Origin of the sequence: Pseudomonas sp. PDM27, from assembly GCF_019219205.1 — a bacterium.
Taxonomy (GTDB): Bacteria; Pseudomonadota; Gammaproteobacteria; order Pseudomonadales; family Pseudomonadaceae; genus Aquipseudomonas; species Aquipseudomonas laurylsulfatiphila.
Window position 1 is genome coordinate 368,601 of the sequence record NZ_JAHUWF010000002.1, and the last position, 16,755, is coordinate 385,355.

At 59.7% G+C, this 16,755-nt stretch carries 14 protein-coding genes; 8 read left to right on the top strand and 6 right to left on the bottom strand.

Annotated elements, in window-relative coordinates; translation table 11 throughout:
- Positions 1 to 6 precede the first annotated feature (6 nt).
- Positions 7 to 648 (top strand): transcriptional regulator, encoded by a 642-nt coding sequence (locus KW838_RS07070; RefSeq protein WP_218500775.1) that lies wholly within the window; start codon positions 7 to 9, stop codon positions 646 to 648.
- Positions 649 to 778: 130 nt separating this feature from the next.
- Here KW838_RS07070 and KW838_RS07075 read toward each other — a convergent pair whose 3' ends face one another.
- From KW838_RS07075 to KW838_RS07100, 6 genes are all read right to left on the bottom strand, one after another.
- Positions 779 to 1,555 (bottom strand): ABC transporter substrate-binding protein, encoded by a 777-nt coding sequence (locus KW838_RS07075; protein WP_218500776.1) that lies wholly within the window; start codon positions 1,553 to 1,555, stop codon positions 779 to 781.
- Positions 1,556 to 1,861: 306 nt separating this feature from the next.
- Positions 1,862 to 2,314, bottom strand: a complete 453-nt coding sequence (moaE, locus tag KW838_RS07080) for a molybdopterin synthase catalytic subunit MoaE (protein WP_015096731.1) — start codon at positions 2,312 to 2,314, stop codon at positions 1,862 to 1,864.
- 3 nt (positions 2,315 to 2,317) lie between these two features.
- Positions 2,318 to 2,560 carry a molybdopterin converting factor subunit 1 gene (gene moaD, locus KW838_RS07085; protein WP_075945584.1) on the bottom strand — a complete coding sequence of 81 codons (243 nt, stop codon included), beginning with the start codon at positions 2,558 to 2,560 and terminating at the stop codon, positions 2,318 to 2,320.
- A complete protein-coding gene (moaC, locus tag KW838_RS07090) occupies positions 2,557 to 3,030 on the bottom strand; it encodes a cyclic pyranopterin monophosphate synthase MoaC (protein ID WP_007972660.1) in 474 nt (157 codons plus the stop codon). The genes moaD and moaC overlap by 4 nt, the downstream gene beginning before the upstream one ends.
- A 233-nt stretch (positions 3,031 to 3,263) precedes the next feature.
- Positions 3,264 to 4,658: a PhoH family protein gene (locus tag KW838_RS07095; RefSeq protein WP_007972659.1), complete on the bottom strand. Its 1,395-nt coding sequence runs from the start codon at positions 4,656 to 4,658 to the stop codon at positions 3,264 to 3,266.
- Between the two features lie 335 nt (positions 4,659 to 4,993).
- A complete protein-coding gene (locus KW838_RS07100) occupies positions 4,994 to 6,118 on the bottom strand; it encodes a polysaccharide deacetylase family protein (RefSeq protein ID WP_218500777.1) in 1,125 nt (374 codons plus the stop codon).
- 269 nt (positions 6,119 to 6,387) lie between these two features.
- Between KW838_RS07100 and yaaA the strand changes: the two genes are divergently transcribed.
- The 7 genes from yaaA (at position 6,388) to algG (ending at position 16,754) form a co-directional block, all read left to right on the top strand.
- Entirely contained in the window at positions 6,388 to 7,167 is a 780-nt protein-coding gene (gene yaaA, locus KW838_RS07105; RefSeq protein WP_102698493.1) for a peroxide stress protein YaaA, read from the top strand.
- 810 nt (positions 7,168 to 7,977) lie between these two features.
- Positions 7,978 to 9,294: a nucleotide sugar dehydrogenase gene (locus KW838_RS07110; RefSeq protein ID WP_007972653.1), complete on the top strand. Its 1,317-nt coding sequence runs from the start codon at positions 7,978 to 7,980 to the stop codon at positions 9,292 to 9,294.
- Between the two features lie 166 nt (positions 9,295 to 9,460).
- A complete protein-coding gene (alg8, locus tag KW838_RS07115) occupies positions 9,461 to 10,942 on the top strand; it encodes a mannuronan synthase (protein ID WP_102673382.1) in 1,482 nt (493 codons plus the stop codon).
- A gap of 36 nt (positions 10,943 to 10,978) precedes the next feature.
- Positions 10,979 to 12,148: an alginate biosynthesis protein Alg44 gene (locus KW838_RS07120; RefSeq protein ID WP_102698496.1), complete on the top strand. Its 1,170-nt coding sequence runs from the start codon at positions 10,979 to 10,981 to the stop codon at positions 12,146 to 12,148.
- Positions 12,149 to 12,163: 15 nt separating this feature from the next.
- On the top strand, positions 12,164 to 13,666 hold the full coding sequence (algK, locus tag KW838_RS07125; RefSeq protein ID WP_218500778.1) for an alginate biosynthesis TPR repeat lipoprotein AlgK: 1,503 nt from the start codon (positions 12,164 to 12,166) through the stop codon (positions 13,664 to 13,666).
- Positions 13,663 to 15,147 (top strand): alginate export family protein, encoded by a 1,485-nt coding sequence (locus tag KW838_RS07130; RefSeq protein ID WP_095965511.1) that lies wholly within the window; start codon positions 13,663 to 13,665, stop codon positions 15,145 to 15,147. Before algK ends, KW838_RS07130 begins: the two co-directional genes overlap by 4 nt.
- A 26-nt stretch (positions 15,148 to 15,173) precedes the next feature.
- Positions 15,174 to 16,754 carry a mannuronan 5-epimerase AlgG gene (algG, locus tag KW838_RS07135; protein WP_218500779.1) on the top strand — a complete coding sequence of 527 codons (1,581 nt, stop codon included), beginning with the start codon at positions 15,174 to 15,176 and terminating at the stop codon, positions 16,752 to 16,754.
- Position 16,755: the final 1 nt, after the last annotated feature.

A 16,755-nucleotide genomic window follows, 5' to 3' on the forward strand; every position in this document is an offset into this window, starting at 1 on the left:
CACTGTATGAACGCCCCCGAAAAAGACTCGGCCCCGAACACCCTATCGCTGGATAACTTCCGGGCGATCGCCGATGCCATCGCCACGTTGTTTTTCCCCCACGCCGAAGTGGTGCTGCACGACCTGCGCACGCAAAAGGTCGACTACATCGCCAACAACCTGTCCAAGCGGGAAATCGGCGACGACTCGGCGCTGGAAGACATGCTCAGCGACGATGTCAGCGAACGAAACATCGGGCCGTACGAAAAGCTCAATTGGGATGGCCAGAAGATTCGCAGCCTCAGCACGGTACTGCGCGACAGCGAAGGACATCCGCTGGCGGTGCTGTGCATCAACCTGAATATTTCGCTGTTCGAGAATGCCAAGGCCGCTTTGGACCTGTTCCTGTCGCCGACCAAACTGATCCCGCAACCGGATGCACTGTTCCGCGATGACTGGCAGGAGCGGATCAACACCTTCCTCCACGCCTGGCTGCGCGAACGCCAGTTGAGCCTGAACCTGCTGACCCGCGACCACAAGCGTGAGCTGGTGCTGGCGTTGCACGCCGAAGGCGCGTTCAAGGGCAAAAGCGCATCGAACTACGTGGCCAATGTGCTGAACATGGGCCGGGCGACGGTGTACAAGCATCTGAAGGAATTGAAGGGCTGAGCCCCAAGAGATGTATTGGCTGGCAGGGCCTCATCGCGAGCAAGCTCGCTCCCACAGTGTCCGAGTCGTGCGCAAGAGATATGTACACCACTGAACCTGTGGGAGCGAGCTTGCTCGCGATAGCAGACTATCAGTCGCCGTAGATGTCCGACTTGAAGTACTTGTCCGAAATCTTCTGGTACTCACCACTGGCACGAATACCATCAATGGCCGTGTTCAACTCGCTGACCAGCTCAGTGTTGCCCTTGCGTACGGCAATCCCCGCCCCCTCGCCCACATACTTCGGATCTTTCAACTCCGGCCCGACAAAGGCGTAACCCTTGCCACGCGGCATCGACAGGAAGTCATTGAGTGGAATGGTGTCGGCAAAAATCGCGTCGAGGCGACCGGCCGCCAGGTCCATGTAGATTTCTTCGTTATTGCTGTAGCGCTTGACGTTGATGCCCTTGGGCTCGAACACCTCGGTGGCGTAACGGTCCGTGGTGGTGGCGCGCTGCACGCCGACGGACTTGCCCTTGAGGCTGGCGTACTGGTCATCCACCACAGCGCCGTCCTTCATCACCAGGCGCGACGAAGTGAAATAGTACTTGTGGGTGAAGTCCACCGACTTCTTGCGGTCTTCGTTGATGGTCATGGACGATAGCGCCATGTCGATTTTCTTCACTTTCAGGGAAGGAATCAGACCGTCGAACTCGCCTTCGACCCACACACACTTGACCTTCATCTGGGCGCACAGGGCATTGCCGATGTCATAGTCGAAACCGACGATCTCGCCTTTGTCGGTTTTCGAAGCGAACGGTGGATACGCGGCTTCGATGCCGATGCGCAGGGTTTTCTCGGCGGCGAACACAGAACTGCACGCCAACAGGCTCAGGGCCAGACCGGTGATGAGGGGGAACTTCTTCATGTTCGTTTTCTCGCGGTTGTTGTTGGTTTGGCAAGACAGAAGAAAAAGCTGAAACGGGGTGGAAACCTTTTTTGTACTTATAATTCCATCTTGGACTTTTATGTATTGCCCGTCAATCGGGCAAATGCAGACCGTGCCGGCCAATGGTCGGGTGATGAATCCAGGGGTGATTGGTTGAATCGAAAGGCCTCATCGCGAGCAAGCTCGCTCCCACAGGTTCTTCGTCGTACACAAAATTCATGTTCGACCAGATCCACTGTGGGAGCGAGCTTGCTCGCGATGACTGACTAAAGAACGCAGCAGGAACTACTGCTTCCAGCGATCCGCCGCCGCATGGTCACTGTCACGCCCCTCGACCCAACGCGGCCCGTCGCTGGTGTTTTCTTTCTTCCAGAACGGCGCACGGGTTTTCAGGTAATCCATGACAAAGGCGCAGGCGTCGAATGCCGCCTGGCGATGAGCGCTGGCCGCGCCGACGAAGACAATCGGCTCGCCCGGCTCCAGGGCGCCGATGCGGTGCAGCACTTCCAGCTTGAGCAGCGGCCAGCGCTGCTCGGCCTCGATGGCGATCTTGCCCAGGGCCTTTTCCGTCATGCCGGGATAGTGTTCGAGGAACATCCCGGCGACGTCCAGGCCATCATTGAAGTCGCGCACGTAGCCGACAAAGCTCACCACCGCCCCCACACCGACATTGGCGTCGTGCATGGCGTTGACCTCGGCGCCCGGATCGAACGGCGTGGACTGTACGCGAATGGCCATGATTCAGCCTCCGGTCACAGTCGGAAAGAATGCCACTTCATCGCCCTCGCTCACCGGCTCGTCGAGCTGGCAGAGGTCTTCGTTACGGGCGCACATCAGGTTCTGCTCGCTCAATACCTCGGCACCGTCACGCTGGGCCAACAGCGCGCGGACATCGTCGACGGTGGCGAAGTTGCCTTCAACCTTTACCGAGTCCAGCCCCAGCGCTTCACGATAACGGGCGAAAAACTTCACGGTCACGTTCATGGCTGCTCCGCCTGGAAATGTCCGCTCTTGCCGCCGACCTTCTCCAGCAGACGCACACTTTCGATGGTCATGCCGCGGTCCACGGCCTTGCACATGTCGTAGATGGTCAGCGCGGCGACACTGGCGGCGGTCAGGGCCTCCATCTCGACGCCGGTCTGCCCGGACAGCTTGCAGCGCGCCACGATGCGCACCGAATCGTCGCCTTCGGCACTGAGCTCGACCTTGACGCCGGTCAGCATCAGCGGATGGCACAGGGGAATCAGATCGCTGGTTTTCTTCGCCGCCTGGATGCCGGCAATGCGCGCCACGGCAAACACATCACCCTTGGGGTGGCCGCCGCTGACGATCATCTGCAGGGTCTCGGGCAGCATGCGCACCAGCGCTTGGGCCGTCGCCTCACGGAACGTCACGGCTTTTTCAGTGACGTCGACCATGTTGGCGCGGCCTTGGGAATCGAGATGAGTCAGCACGGGATTACTCCTGATCAGGAGCGTCGATTGTAAACCTGTGGGTCAATTTTTCGCACGCACGATTATCGGATGGGCCCCCTGTAGGAGCTGCCGAAGGCTGCGATCTTTTGATCTTGCCTTTAAAAGCAAAATCAAAAGATCGCAGCCTTCGGCAGCTCCTACAGGGATTGTTGTTCGGCATGGAAATGAAAAACCGGGCGGCTTTCGAGGCCCCCCGGTTTTGTGTGGAGCGATTACAAATGCGATTCGGCGTATTCGGCCAGGATCGAACGTGGCACCCCTTGCAGGGTGATGTGCACCCCGTTCGGGAAGTCCTTGAAGCGTTCAGTGAGGTAGGTCAGCCCGGAACTGGTCGCGGACAGGTAAGGGGTGTCGATCTGTGCCAGGTTGCCCAGGCACACCACTTTGGAGCCGGCGCCGGCACGGGTGATGATGGTTTTCATCTGGTGCGGCGTAAGGTTCTGGCATTCGTCGATCAGGATCAGGCTCTGCTGGAAGCTGCGGCCCCGGATGTAGTTGAGGGATTTGAACTGCAACGGCACTTTGCTGAGGATGTAGTCGACGCTGCCATGGGTGCTTTCGTCATCCATGTGCAAGGCTTCGAGGTTGTCGGTGATGGCGCCCAGCCAGGGCTCCATTTTTTCCGCCTCGGTGCCGGGCAGGAAGCCGATTTCCTGGTCCAGGCCCTGCACGCTGCGGGTGGCGATGATGCGGCGATAACGTTTGCTGACCATGGTCTGCTCGATCGCAGCGGCCAGCGCCAGGATGGTTTTACCCGAGCCCGCGGCACCCGACAGGTTGACCAGGTGGATGTCCGGATCGAGCAAGGCGTACAACGCCAGGCTCTGATAGATATCACGCGGTTTCAGGCCCCAGGCCTCTTGGTGCAGCAGCGGTTCCTGGTGCAGGTCGAGGATCAGCAAGCGGTCCTCTTCGATCTCCTTGATCCAGCCGACAAAGCCCTGTTCATCAATGATGAATTCATTGATGTGCACCGCCGGCAAGTTGTCGATCAACTGCACCTGATGCCAGGTGCGGCCGTGGTCCTGACGGGTTTCGACCTTGCTCACACGGTCCCAGAAAGAGCCGGTCATGTTGTGGTAGCCATTGGGCAGCAAGGACACGTCATCGACCAGTTGGTCGGTGCTGTAGTCCTCGGCCGCGATCCCGCAGGCGCGCGCCTTGAGGCGCATGTTGATGTCTTTGGTGACCAGCACCACGGGCTTTTTCGGATCGCGTGTGTGCAGATCGATCAGTTGATTGATGATTTTGTTGTCATTCAGGTGCTCGGGCAGAATCAGGTTCGGCTCGGCATGCTTGCTCATCAGAATTGACAGCAAACCCTTGGGTCCGCTTTTGCCACGCTGGATCGGCACACCCTGCTCGACGTCCTCGGGTGAGGCATCGCCCAGGGTCTTGTCGATCAGGCGGATGGCCTGGCGGCATTCGGCGGCAACGCTGTGATGCCCGCTCTTGAGTTTGTCGAGCTCTTCAAGCACGGTCATCGGGATCGCGACGTGGTGTTCTTCGAAGTTGAGCAGCGCGTTTGGATCGTGAATCAATACGTTGGTATCGAGTACATAAAGGATTGGCTGGTTGGAAGAAGAGCTACGTCCGTGATCATCCATACTCGGTCACCTTTGTGGGAGCCATTCGACGCAATACCTTGACGGTGCTGCGCCTCGAAGTGACTGCCGAATACACCTGCGGGGACTCAAGTGTTCTGCATACATGCGGGGTCTTGGAAGACGCCACCTGTGTTGCAGGTTTCGGCGGTCTGTCTTCGTAATACTCCAAAACGTGTGACAGAAAAAAGTACTTTGACGCTTTTTTGAAATTTATTTTTCAGAGTGACCAATAACACTTGGCGGACTGCCATCACCCGTTTACAGTCGGAAGTCAACCTGCAACGAATCCTCCTGCAAAATCGCCAAAAACCCAATGTTTACTGGGTCTGGCCGTTTCAGCGAAACGCATCCTGGCAATCCTCCCAACCGATCCCGACCGGCGCCGTTTGCGTGACCAGCCACGGCAACGCCGTTTTCACCCCATCCTGCTTCACATTGAAATTGATGACCCCGTGCCGCCACAGCAGCATCAGGGTCAGCACCCGTTGCGCACTCGCATTGCCCTTGAGTTTGCCGGCGCCGTCCTGGGCGTCGATGTCCCACAGCGCTACCTGCAAACCCTGAGCCTTGAAGAAACCTTCGGCGTCGGAACGGCGCTGGCCATCGGGTGGACGGAACAGTGGCACGAAGTTCTCCGGCAGCTTGCTTTTGACCAGTTCGGCGCTGCGGCGCACCGAGTCCTGCCAGTCCTGCCAGTGACTGTGGGAGCGAAACTCCCAGCCTTGCACGCCGATGCACTGGGTCGAGTAGGTCGCTTGCAGGTGACTCACCGATTGTTCGGCCAAACGGGACTGGATGTCCTTGCCGAGGACGAAGAACGTCCCGCTCATGTTCGACTTGCGCAGGAACTCGGTGACCCAGGCGGTGTTGTCCGGCGCAGCGTTGGCAGCACTGTCGAAGGTCAGCAGAAACAGCCGGTCGTGCATCCCGTCGCCGGAGCGCTCATAGTCGCCAAAATGATCGACTTCACTGCTGGTTTGCGGGAACAGGGCGGCCTTGCGCAATTGTTCGTCCAGGTACTGGGTGTGGAATACACGACTCGGTTCGGCCCACTTGATGTAGTAGCTGTCTGCACTGACCTGGAACTTGGCGGCTTGTTCGCGCAGGGTCGGCATGTCCTCGACCAGAAAACAGAAGGAGGCGTCCTGGTCGCAACTCTGTTGGGCGTAGTTGTAGTTGGCCAGCAGCCGTTGCCACATATGCTCGCGAACCCGGTTGACCGACTCCAGGTTGATGGTGCGCAAGCCCAGGCGCTGGGCCAGGGCGGGTTCGTCCAGCGATTCGCTGGCCAACAGCACACTGGAAAACATGAGGATCTCGGCCCTCGACGCCACGTCGAACAGCGTTGGACTGCCGAGCTTTTCTGGCCAGGTGCTGCGATCAAGCGTCGCCACATCGCCCGGTGCCGCGAAGGCAGCGACGCTCAGTAGCCAGATCGAGATGAGAAAAGCGATACGCACTGGGATGTCTCCATAACAAAACCCGCGCGGCACTATAGCTGATCGCGGCCCTCATTCCCGCAGCAACCCCAATCTCCTGTGGGAGCGAGCTTGCTCGCGATGACGGTGCATCAGCCAACATCTTTTCCGAATGTCAGACCGCTATCGCGAGCAAGCTCGCTCCCACAGGGTTTGGTGCAAGGCCACCGGCCATCACCTATGGACGCGATAGCTGGAGTCAACGCCGACAACCCCCTAGAATCGCGGCCACGATTAAAGGAGACGACTTCATGCTGATGGTGATTTCACCCGCCAAGACCCTCGACTATGAAACACCGCCGGCGACCCAGCGCTTCACTCAGCCGCAGTACCTCGACCACTCCCAGGAGCTGATCCTGCAGTTGCGCGAGTTGTCCCCGGCACAGATCAGCGAACTGATGCACGTTTCCGACAAGATCGGCGGGCTCAACGCCGCGCGTTTCGGCAGCTGGACGCCCGCGTTCACCCCGGAAAACGCCAAGCAGGCGCTGCTGGCCTTCAAGGGCGATGTGTACACCGGCCTGAATGCACAAACCTTCAGCGAAGCCGATTTCGACTATGCCCAGCAGCATCTGCGCATGTTGTCCGGCCTGTACGGCCTGCTGCGCCCCCTGGACCTGATGCAACCCTATCGCCTGGAAATGGGCACCAAATTGCCCAACGCCCGGGGCAAGGACCTGTATGCCTTCTGGGGTACACGCATCAGCGAATGGCTGAACGAAGCCCTGGTCGATCAAGGCGATGACGTGCTGCTCAACCTGGCGTCCAACGAGTACTTCTCGGCGGTCAAGCGCAGCGCCTTGAACGCACGCATCATCAATACCGAATTCAAGGACCTGAAGAACGGCCAGTACAAGATCATCAGCTTCTACGCGAAAAAGGCCCGGGGCTTGATGAGCCGCTTCGTCATCGAAGAACGCATCAACGATCCGGCCACCCTCAAGCAATTCGACGTTCAAGGCTATCGCTACAGCGCTGAACAGTCCAAACCGGACAACCTGGTGTTTCTGCGCGATCACGCACCAGAGTGATGCAGAAGGTCGGCGCATGAGCGAACAACCCCTCATGCGCCGCCCTTTGATCGTCCGACAATTCCCCCTCCCGATCGCCAGCCTATTGGCGTCAAAAAACCATCGATCGTTTTCCTAACTTTAGTTTCACTCGACTTCAATCATTTTTTTGCGTAGTGGCACTGACTTTTTTTAACAGTAGTGGCAAAAAACTATCCGCCCCAATTATCCGCCTATATATAAAGGGCCAAACGGCAAGTGCTATCAATTTGAGAGCAGTGCCATCTTTCTCAATATTTCAAGAAATTTCAGATTTCACGATGAGCGGACTGGAACTATGTCCAAACGCGCCGTTCATACCACCGGTAACGATTCTCGCCGAGCCTGTACGAGATAACTTACGCAGATAAGCGATTCTTGTAGCGAAGTTGCAATAATAACTTGCGCTGACTAATCACTGATTTGAACAACAGCGAGCGGACAGGAGATAACGCGGTATGACTATCCCCTACAAGGCCACGGCAGCGCCCCTATAAACGTGCTCACCCGAGCACCCAACCGCTTGATCTACGGGCTTTCGGCCTGACATCGAGCGTGCAAGGCCGTTGCACCTGCATCCTTCGAAAGGAGGATCGGCTGCATAACAGGGCAAATCATAACAACAAGGCCTAGTTGCGCACCCCTTGAGTGCATTTATTTAGACACTCGTAACTTATATGCCAGCACAGGGCATTGCTGCGCCTGTAAGGCGCACTTGCGAGTGCACTAAAACACGCTGAACACCATTAACTCCGGCCATCTAATGGCTTGATCAATACAGAGGTAATTGCGATGCGCATCAGCATATTTGGTTTGGGTTACGTTGGCGCAGTATGTGCCGGTTGCCTGTCTGCACGGGGTCATGACGTCGTTGGCGTCGATGTGGCCAAAGACAAGATCGATATGATCAATGCCGGCAAATCGCCGATTGTTGAACCAGGCCTGGGCGAACTTCTGGCCCAGGGCATCCAGACCGGTCGCCTGCGTGGCACCACCAACTTCGCCGAGGCGATTCGCGACACCGACCTGTCGATGATCTGCGTGGGCACGCCGAGCAAAAAGAACGGCGACCTGGAACTGAACTACATCGAGGCTGTGTGCCGCGAAATCGGTTTCGTCCTGCGTGACAAGACCACCCGCCACACCATCGTCGTGCGCAGCACCGTATTGCCGGGCACCGTGGCCAACGTGGTCATCCCGATTCTCGAGGACTGCTCGGGCAAGAAGGCCGGCGTTGATTTCGGCGTGGCCGTGAACCCTGAGTTCCTGCGTGAAAGCACTGCGATCGCCGACTACGACCAGCCGCCAATGACCGTCATCGGCGAGTTCGACAAAGCGTCCGGCGACGTTCTGCAATCGCTGTACGAAGAGCTCGACGCACCGATCATCCGCAAGGACATCGCGGTCGCCGAGATGATCAAGTACACCTGCAACGTGTGGCACGCCACCAAGGTCACCTTCGCCAACGAAATCGGCAACATCGCCAAGGCGGTCGGCGTCGACGGTCGCGAAGTGATGGACGTGGTCTGCCAGGACAAGACCCTCAACCTGTCCCAGTACTACATGCGCCCGGGCTTCGCCTTCGGCGGCTCGTGCCTGCCAAAGGACGTGCGTGCACTGACTTACCGCGCCGGCTCCCTGGACGTGGAAGCACCGTTGCTCAACTCGCTGATGCGCAGTAACGAATCCCAGGTGCAGAACGCTTTCGACATCGTTTCCAGCCACGACAAACGCAAAGTCGCCCTGCTGGGCCTGAGCTTCAAGGCCGGTACCGACGACCTGCGCGAAAGCCCGCTGGTTGACCTGGCGGAAATGCTGATCGGCAAGGGCTACGACCTGAGCATCTACGACAGCAACGTCGAGTACGCCCGCGTTCACGGCGCGAACAAGGACTACATCGAGTCGAAGATCCCGCACGTCTCGTCCTTGCTCAACGCCGACTTCGACGCGGTGATCAACAACTCCGACGTGATCATCCTCGGCAACCGCGACGAGAAATTCCGTGCCCTGGTGCAGGACGTACCACACGGCAAGCAGGTGATCGACCTGGTGGGCTTCATGTCCAAGGCCACCAGCGTCAAAGGTCGCACCGAAGGGATCTGCTGGTAAACCCCCTGTAGGAGCGAGCTTGCTCGCGATGCACCTGAGAACACCGCTGGGTATCAGATACCCAGCGTCATCGTTGACGACCATCGCGAGCAAGCTCGCTCCTACAGGTTTGTAAGCCTGCCTTAACCCAATCGGGCCTCGCCCGAGATCGAGACGGATGCAGATTATGCACAGGCTAAAGCACGGCCTACTCCAGGCCGCCGGTTGGCTGTTCTACCTGAGTTTACTGATGGGCCTCGCCATGGCGTTGCCCGTGTCCACGTTCGACTCCGAGTCGAAGGACTTCATTTTCCTGATTGGCGCCGTGGGTATCTGGCGCTACTCGATGGGTGCCACCCACTTTGTGCGCGGCATGATTTTTCTGTACATCGTCTACCCGCACCTGCGGCGCAAAGTGCGCAAGCTGGGCAAAGCGGCTGACCCGTCCCACGTGTTCCTGATGGTCACCAGTTTCCGTATCGACGCGCTGACCACTGCGCAGGTCTACAGCTCGGTGATCCGCGAAGCCATCGACTGCGACCTGCCGACCACCGTGGTCTGCTCAATCGTGGAGATGTCCGATGAGCTGCTGGTCAAAAGCCTGTGGAACCGGATGAACCCACCGGCCCGGGTCAAGCTCGACTTCGTGCGCATTCCCGGCACCGGCAAGCGCGATGGCCTGGCCTACGGCTTCCGTGCCATCTCCCGGCACCTGCCGGATGATCGCGCCGTGGTCGCTGTGATCGATGGCGACACCGTGCTCGGCGAAGGCGTGGTGCGCAAGACCGTGCCGTGGTTCCAGTTGTTCGGCAATGTCGGTGGCCTGACCACCAACGAATTCTGCGAAGTGCGCGGCGGCTACATCATGAGCGAATGGCACAAGCTGCGTTTCGCCCAGCGTCACATCAACATGTGCTCGATGGCCCTGTCCAAGCGCGTGCTGACCATGACCGGGCGCATGTCGGTGTTCCGTGCCACCGTAGTCACCAACCCGGAATTCATCGCCGACGTGGAAAGCGACTCGCTGCAACACTGGCGCCTGGGTCGTTTCAAATTCCTTACCGGCGATGACAAATCGAGCTGGTTCAGCCTGATGCGCCTGGGCTACGACACCTTCTACGTGCCCGACGCGGCGATCAACACCGTTGAACACCCGCCGGAAAAGAGCTTCATCAAGGCCAGCCGCAAACTGATGTTCCGCTGGTACGGCAACAACCTGCGGCAGAACTCCCGTGCCCTGGGCCTGGGGATCAAACGCCTCGGCATGTTCACTTCGGTGGTGCTGTTCGACCAGCGCGTGTCGATGTGGACCTCGCTGCTGGGCCTGACCGTGGCGTTGATCGCCAGCTTCAAGTACGGCACCGCGTTCATCCTGGTGTACCTGCTGTGGATCGGCATCACCCGGTTCATCCTGACCTTGTTGCTGTCGTGCTCCGGACACCGGATCGGCCCGGCCTACCCGGCGATTCTCTATTACAACCAGATCGTCGGCGCGCTGGTGAAGATCTACGTGTTCTTCCGCCTCGACCAACAGTCCTGGACTCGCCAACCCACGTCTCTGACCCGTGATCTCGCCAGCTTTCAACGTTGGTTCAACACCTGGTCGTCTCGGACCATGACCTTCTCTGCCGGCAGCATTTTTGTCGCCGTGCTGCTGTTGATGGTCTGACCGAACTCGCCTGAATTAACTAGGAAAACGCCCCTTATGAATACCGCCGTCAACGCCAACGTAGTGCACGAATCCGAAGCCCAGCGCCAACACGCCCGCGTGAAAATCCCGGCCAAGTTGCGTTTCTTCGGCCCTGACCGGACACCGGTCGAAGCCCGGGTGATCGACCTGTCCGCCGGTGGCCTGGCGTTCAATGCCGGTCAGTTGCCGCTGAAAATCGGCGACGTGTACAAGGCCCGCCTGCAGTTCGTCATCGACAACCTCGGCCTGGCCATGGACGTCGAGTTGCAGGTCCGCTCTTTCGATCGCGAGACCGGACGCGCCGGCTGCCAGTTCCAGAACCTGGAACCACGGGACATCTCGACCCTGCGCCACCTGATCACTTCGCACCTGGCTGGCGACATCGTCAGCGTCGGTGAAATGCTGGCGACCCTGCAGCGCGACAACTTCACCAAGGCGCGCAAGATGAAGGACGGCGGCCACGGCATGACCGCGTTCGGACGCCTGAAAGCCGTGACCTTCAGCCTGGGGATCTTTGTGGTGGGTGTTGCCGCCTTCGGCTTCGTTTTCAAATCGGTGTATGGCATGTACTTCGTCAGCCACGCCCAGGCCGGTCTGGTCAGCGTGCCGGGCGTGAACATCACCATGCCCCGCGACGGCACCGTGCAGAGCCTGGTGAAAGCCGACGGCGTGGCCGCCAAGGGCGCACCGCTGGCGACCTTCAGCACCAGCATGCTCGACGTGCTCAAGGGCCATCTGGACGAAGACCAACTGCAACCGGCCAAGGTTGAAGAACTGTTCGGCAAGCAGATGACCGGCACCCTGACCTCGCCTTGCGATTGCACCGTGGCCCAGCAAATGGTCGCCAACGGTCAGTACGCCAGCAAGGGCGACGTGATCTTCCAACTGGTCCCGCGGGGCGGCGAAGCCAATGTTGAAGCGCGCTTCTCCTATCGCCAGTTCGGCGACGTACGCCCGGGCACTTCGGTGCGCTTCCAGATCGCCGGCGAAGACAAGAGCCGCACCGGCAAGATCGTCAGCAGCACCAGCCTGAAAAGCGCCGACCTGTCGTCGGACATCCGAGTGCTGATCCAGCCGGACGAAACCCTGGACAGCTCCCTCGCCGGCCGCCCGGCGGAAGTGAGCAGCGACCGTGGCCCGAACCTGAACTGGCTGATCGACAAAGCCATGGCTGTCGGTCTTTAAGTCGAGGACATGCCTGTGACTACTCCAACCCTCAACACGCCGCCGACCCTGTGGGAGCGAGCTTGCTCGCGATGGGATCGACGCGGTTTGTCTGATGCACCGAGCCAGCCGCATCGCGAGCAAGCTCGCTCCCACAGGGGATTTGCGTTCTGTTCGCTAGCCCTGGCGGTCAGCCTCAGCGGTTGCGCCGGCCTCCCCGACCAGCGCCTGGCCAACGAAGCGCTCAAGCGCGGCGATACCGCCACCGCTGCGGCGAATTACCGGCAACTGGCAGACCTGGGCTACAGCGAAGCACAGGTCGGCCTGGCCGATATCCAGGTCGACAGCCATGACCCGGCGCAGATGAAACAGGCCGAGGCGACTTACCGCGCCGCGGCCAGCGTTTCGCCGCGCGCCCAGGCACGCCTCGGTCGCCTGCTGGTGGCCAAGCCCGGTTCCACCGAAGCCGAGCAGCACGAAGCCGAAACCCTGTTGAAAAAAGCCGCCGCCGCGGGCGAAGGCAACACCCTGATTCCGCTGGCGATGCTGTACCTGCAATACCCGCACAGCTTTCCCAACGTGAATGCCCAGCAGCAGATCAGCCAATGGCGTGCCGAGAACAAACCGGAAGCCGGCTTGGCGCAAGTGCTGCTCTATCGCACCCAGGGCACCTACGACCAGCATCTGGATGACGTGGAAAAGATCTGCAAGGCCGCGCTCAACACCAGCGACATCTGCTACGTCGAACTGGCCACGGTCTACCAGAAACAGGCCAAGCCAGAACAACAGGCCGAGCTGATCAAGCAGATGCAAGCGGCTCACGCTCGCGGCAGCGTTTCGGCGCAGCGCGTCGACAGCGTCGCTCGCGTGCTCGCCGATGCGACCCTGGGCAAGACCGACGAGAAGACCGCGCAATCGCTGCTCGAGCCGATCGCCCCGGGCTACCCGGCGTCGTGGGTCAGCCTCGCGCAGTTGATCTACGACTTCCCCGAACTGGGCGACGTCGACCAGATGATGAAGTACCTGGACAACGGCCGCGCCGCCGACCAGCCACGCGCCGAGTTGTTGCTGGGCAAGCTCTACTTCGAAGGCAAGCTGGTGCCGGCCGACGCCAAGGTCGCCGAGGAGCATTTCCAGAAAGCCGTCGGCCGCGAAGTCGCCGCCGATTACTACCTCGGCCAGATCTATCGCCGTGGCTACCTGGGCAAGGTCTATCCGCAGAAGGCCCTCGACCATCTGTTGACCGCTGCGCGCAACGGCCAGAACAGCGCCGACTTCGCCATCGCCCAACTGTTTTCCCAGGGCAAGGGCACCAAGCCTGATCCGCTGAACGCCTACGTCTTCAGCCAACTGGCCCTGGCCCAGAACACGCCGCAAGCCACCGAGCTTGCGCAAACAATCCAAACGCAATTGCCGCCCGACCGGTTGGCCGAAGCCCAACGCCTGTTGAAACAAGAACAGGCCGTGCGCGGTGCCCTGAGCCCGAACACGCCGGAACTGCATACCCTGCAAGAAGAAGTCAGCGAGGAATCCCAATGAAGTTGAATCCATTCATGAAGGCTGGTATCGGCCTGACATTCGCGCTGATCTGGTCTTGCCCGACGCTTGCGGCGATGACTGAAGAAACCAAGAACTTCGGCCTGGACGTGAAAATCACCGGCCAGTCCGAAGACGACCGTGACCTCGGCACCCAGCGCGGCGGCGACGTCAACGGCCTCGGCCTTGACCTGCGCCCGTGGGTGTATGGCGAAAGCGGCGCGTGGAGCGCTTACGCCATGGGGCAGGCGGTGACGTCCACCGACATCATCGAGACCGACACACTGCAAGAATCCGAAGGCACCGAGAACACCAGCAACAATGACCGCCAGACCAAGAAGAACTACCTGGCGATGCGCGAATTCTGGGTCGGCTACAGCGGTTTCACGCCCTACCCCGGCGAGATCCTGAAACTCGGTCGTCAGCGTCTGCACAACGACGACGGTCAATGGCGCGATACCAACATCGAAGCCCTGAACTGGACCTTCGACACCACCTTGTTGCGCGCCAACGCGGGTGTCGCCGAGCGCTTCAGCGAGTACCGCACTGACCTGAAAGAACTGTCCCCCAAGGACAAGGATCGCCTGCACGCCTACGCCGATGCCGAATACCAATGGACACCGGGTCACTGGGCCGGCATTCGCGGTCACCACACTCACGATGACGGCAAGCTCGACTATCCGGAGCCGGGCGTACCTTCCGATTCGCTGGACAAAAAACAGAATGGCGACATCAGCTGGCTGGGCTTGCAGGCCAACAGCGATGCCTACAACTGGCGCAACACCAATACCTTCAACTACTGGGGCAGCATCACCGGCATGAGTGGCGACCGCGACACGGTCAACCCGTTGAACGCTGATGGCACCGCTCCCGCACAACCCAAGAGCAGCGGCGATGTCGATGGCTGGGCCACCGACCTGGGCGTGCGCCTGCGCCTCGATCCGCAATGGCAAGTCGGTGCGGCCTACGCCCGGGCCAGCGCCGATTACGAACAGAACGGCCTGGAAAGCAACCGCTCGAACTACACCGGCACCCGCTCGCGCGTGCACCGTTTCGGCGAAGCCTTCCGTGGCGAAATGAACAACATGCAATCGGCCACGCTGTTCGGTTCGTGGATGCTCAACGACGAGTACGACGCCAGCCTGATCTACCACAAATTCTGGCGCGTCGACGGCAACAAACCGATCACCAGCGACGGCATCGACGCCGTGCAGAACAACACCGACGACGTGACCGGCGCCGTGTTGTCCAGCACCTCCCTGCCGCTGAACGATGGCGAAAAAGACCTCGGTCAGGAAATGGACCTGGTGGTCACCAAGTACTTCAAGCAAGGCCTGTTGCCGGCGTCGATGAGCCAGGCGATCGATGAGCCTTCGGCCCTGGTGCGCTTCCGTGGCGGCGTGTTCAAGCCAGGCGATGCGTACGGCAAAGAAGTCGATTCGTACATGCATCGCGCGTTCATCGACGTGGTCTGGAAATTCTGATGCAGAGCGCGAAGGGAGTCCCCGACATGAACAGTGCCAAGAAAGGTTCCTTGACCTTGCTGGCCGGCGCGATGCTACTGGCAAGTGCGGCTGCCTTCGCGACTGTGGAGCCCGCTGCGCCCGCCAAGCCGGCCACTGTTGCCAAGGAGCTGCAACAAGCCAAGACCTACACCGTCAGCAGCGCACCGACCGCACCGCTGGAACTGGCCAAGCCGAAACTGCCGGACGTGTCCGGCTACACAGCCGAAGCCATCGCGGCAAAAATCGTGCGTAGCAAGGCCGGCAAGATCAGCGTGCGCCGGATGATGCAGGAAGACGCCCTCAAGGACTTCATCGGTGGCGACAACAAGATGGCCGAGTGGGTGGTGCGTCAGCACGGCATCCCCCAGGCGATCTTCGTCGACGACGGCTACATGAACCTCAAGGACCTGGCGAAAAAAGTCCCCAAGCAGTACTTCAGCGAAACCTCGCCGGGTGTGTTCCTGTCCCGCTTGCCGATCGTGGTCGGTCGTCACGGCATCCTCGAAATCGACAAGCAGACCCAGGAACTGCGCCTGTCCCAGGAGGGCGGTGCGTTCCTGGTCAACGACGGTCAGTTGTTCGTGCGTGACACCAAAATCACAGGCTGGCGGGAGAAGGACAACGGTCCGGCGACGTTCAATTCGCCGAAGGAATTCCGTCCGTTCCTGCTGGCCTGGGGTGGTACCGAGACCTACATCGCCAACAGCAAGATTGCCAGCTTCGGCTACGCCAACAGTAAGTCCTACGGCGTGAGTATTTCCCAGTACACGCCGAACATGGCCAAGGTGCTCAAGCGTCCTGAGCCGACCGGCTGGATCGTCGGCTCCGAGTTCTCGGACATGTGGTACGGCTTCTACTGCTACGAAACCCGCGACTTCGTGGTCAAGGGCAACACCTACAAAGACAACATCGTCTACGGCATTGACCCGCACGACCGTTCCCACGGTCTGATCATTGCCGACAACACGGTGTACGGGACCAAGAAGAAGCACGGGATCATTATTTCCCGTGAGGTCAACGACAGCTTCATCTTCAACAACCGCAGCTACGACAACAAGTTGTCGGGCCTGGTGATCGACCGTAACAGCGTGAACAACCTGATTGCCCACAACGAGATCTACCAGAACCACACCGACGGCATCACCCTCTACGAGAGTGCGGACAACCTGTTGTGGGGCAACAAGGTCATCAGCAACCGTCGCCACGGCATCCGCATTCGTAACAGCGTGAACATTCGCCTGTACGAAAACGTCGCCATGGCCAACGGCCTGACCGGTGTCTACGGCCACATCAAGGACCTGAGCAACACCGACCGTGACATCAAGCTCGACCCGTTCGACGCACAGGTGTCGCTGATCGTGGTCGGCGGTGAACTGGCGGCCAACGGCAGCGGCCCGCTGTCCATCGACTCGCCGTTGAGTGTCGAGTTGTATCGCGTGTCCATGCTCGCACCGACCAAATCCAGCGGCATCAGCTTCACCGGCATCCTTGGCGAGCGCCAGGATGAAATTCTCGACCTGCTGGTGCGCCAGCAGAAAGCCGTGCTGATCGACCCCGTCGAACGCCAGACCGAAATGCGGGACTGAG

Excerpts from the sequence above, each read along its gene's own strand:
- KW838_RS07070 (WP_218500775.1), top strand. The coding sequence starts at position 7 with ATGAACGCCCCCGAAAAAGACTCGGCCCCGAACACCCTATCGCTGGAT.
- KW838_RS07075 (WP_218500776.1), bottom strand. The coding sequence starts at position 1,555 with ATGAAGAAGTTCCCCCTCATCACCGGTCTGGCCCTGAGCCTGTTGGCG.
- KW838_RS07130 (WP_095965511.1), top strand. The coding sequence starts at position 13,663 with ATGAAGTTGAATCCATTCATGAAGGCTGGTATCGGCCTGACATTCGCG.
- KW838_RS07110 (WP_007972653.1), top strand. The coding sequence starts at position 7,978 with ATGCGCATCAGCATATTTGGTTTGGGTTACGTTGGCGCAGTATGTGCC.
- moaD (WP_075945584.1), bottom strand. The coding sequence starts at position 2,560 with ATGAACGTGACCGTGAAGTTTTTCGCCCGTTATCGTGAAGCGCTGGGG.
- KW838_RS07120 (WP_102698496.1), top strand. The coding sequence starts at position 10,979 with ATGAATACCGCCGTCAACGCCAACGTAGTGCACGAATCCGAAGCCCAG.
- moaE (WP_015096731.1), bottom strand. The coding sequence starts at position 2,314 with ATGGCCATTCGCGTACAGTCCACGCCGTTCGATCCGGGCGCCGAGGTC.
- KW838_RS07095 (WP_007972659.1), bottom strand. The coding sequence starts at position 4,658 with ATGGATGATCACGGACGTAGCTCTTCTTCCAACCAGCCAATCCTTTAT.
- yaaA (WP_102698493.1), top strand. The coding sequence starts at position 6,388 with ATGCTGATGGTGATTTCACCCGCCAAGACCCTCGACTATGAAACACCG.
- alg8 (WP_102673382.1), top strand. The coding sequence starts at position 9,461 with ATGCACAGGCTAAAGCACGGCCTACTCCAGGCCGCCGGTTGGCTGTTC.
- algG (WP_218500779.1), top strand. The coding sequence starts at position 15,174 with ATGAACAGTGCCAAGAAAGGTTCCTTGACCTTGCTGGCCGGCGCGATG.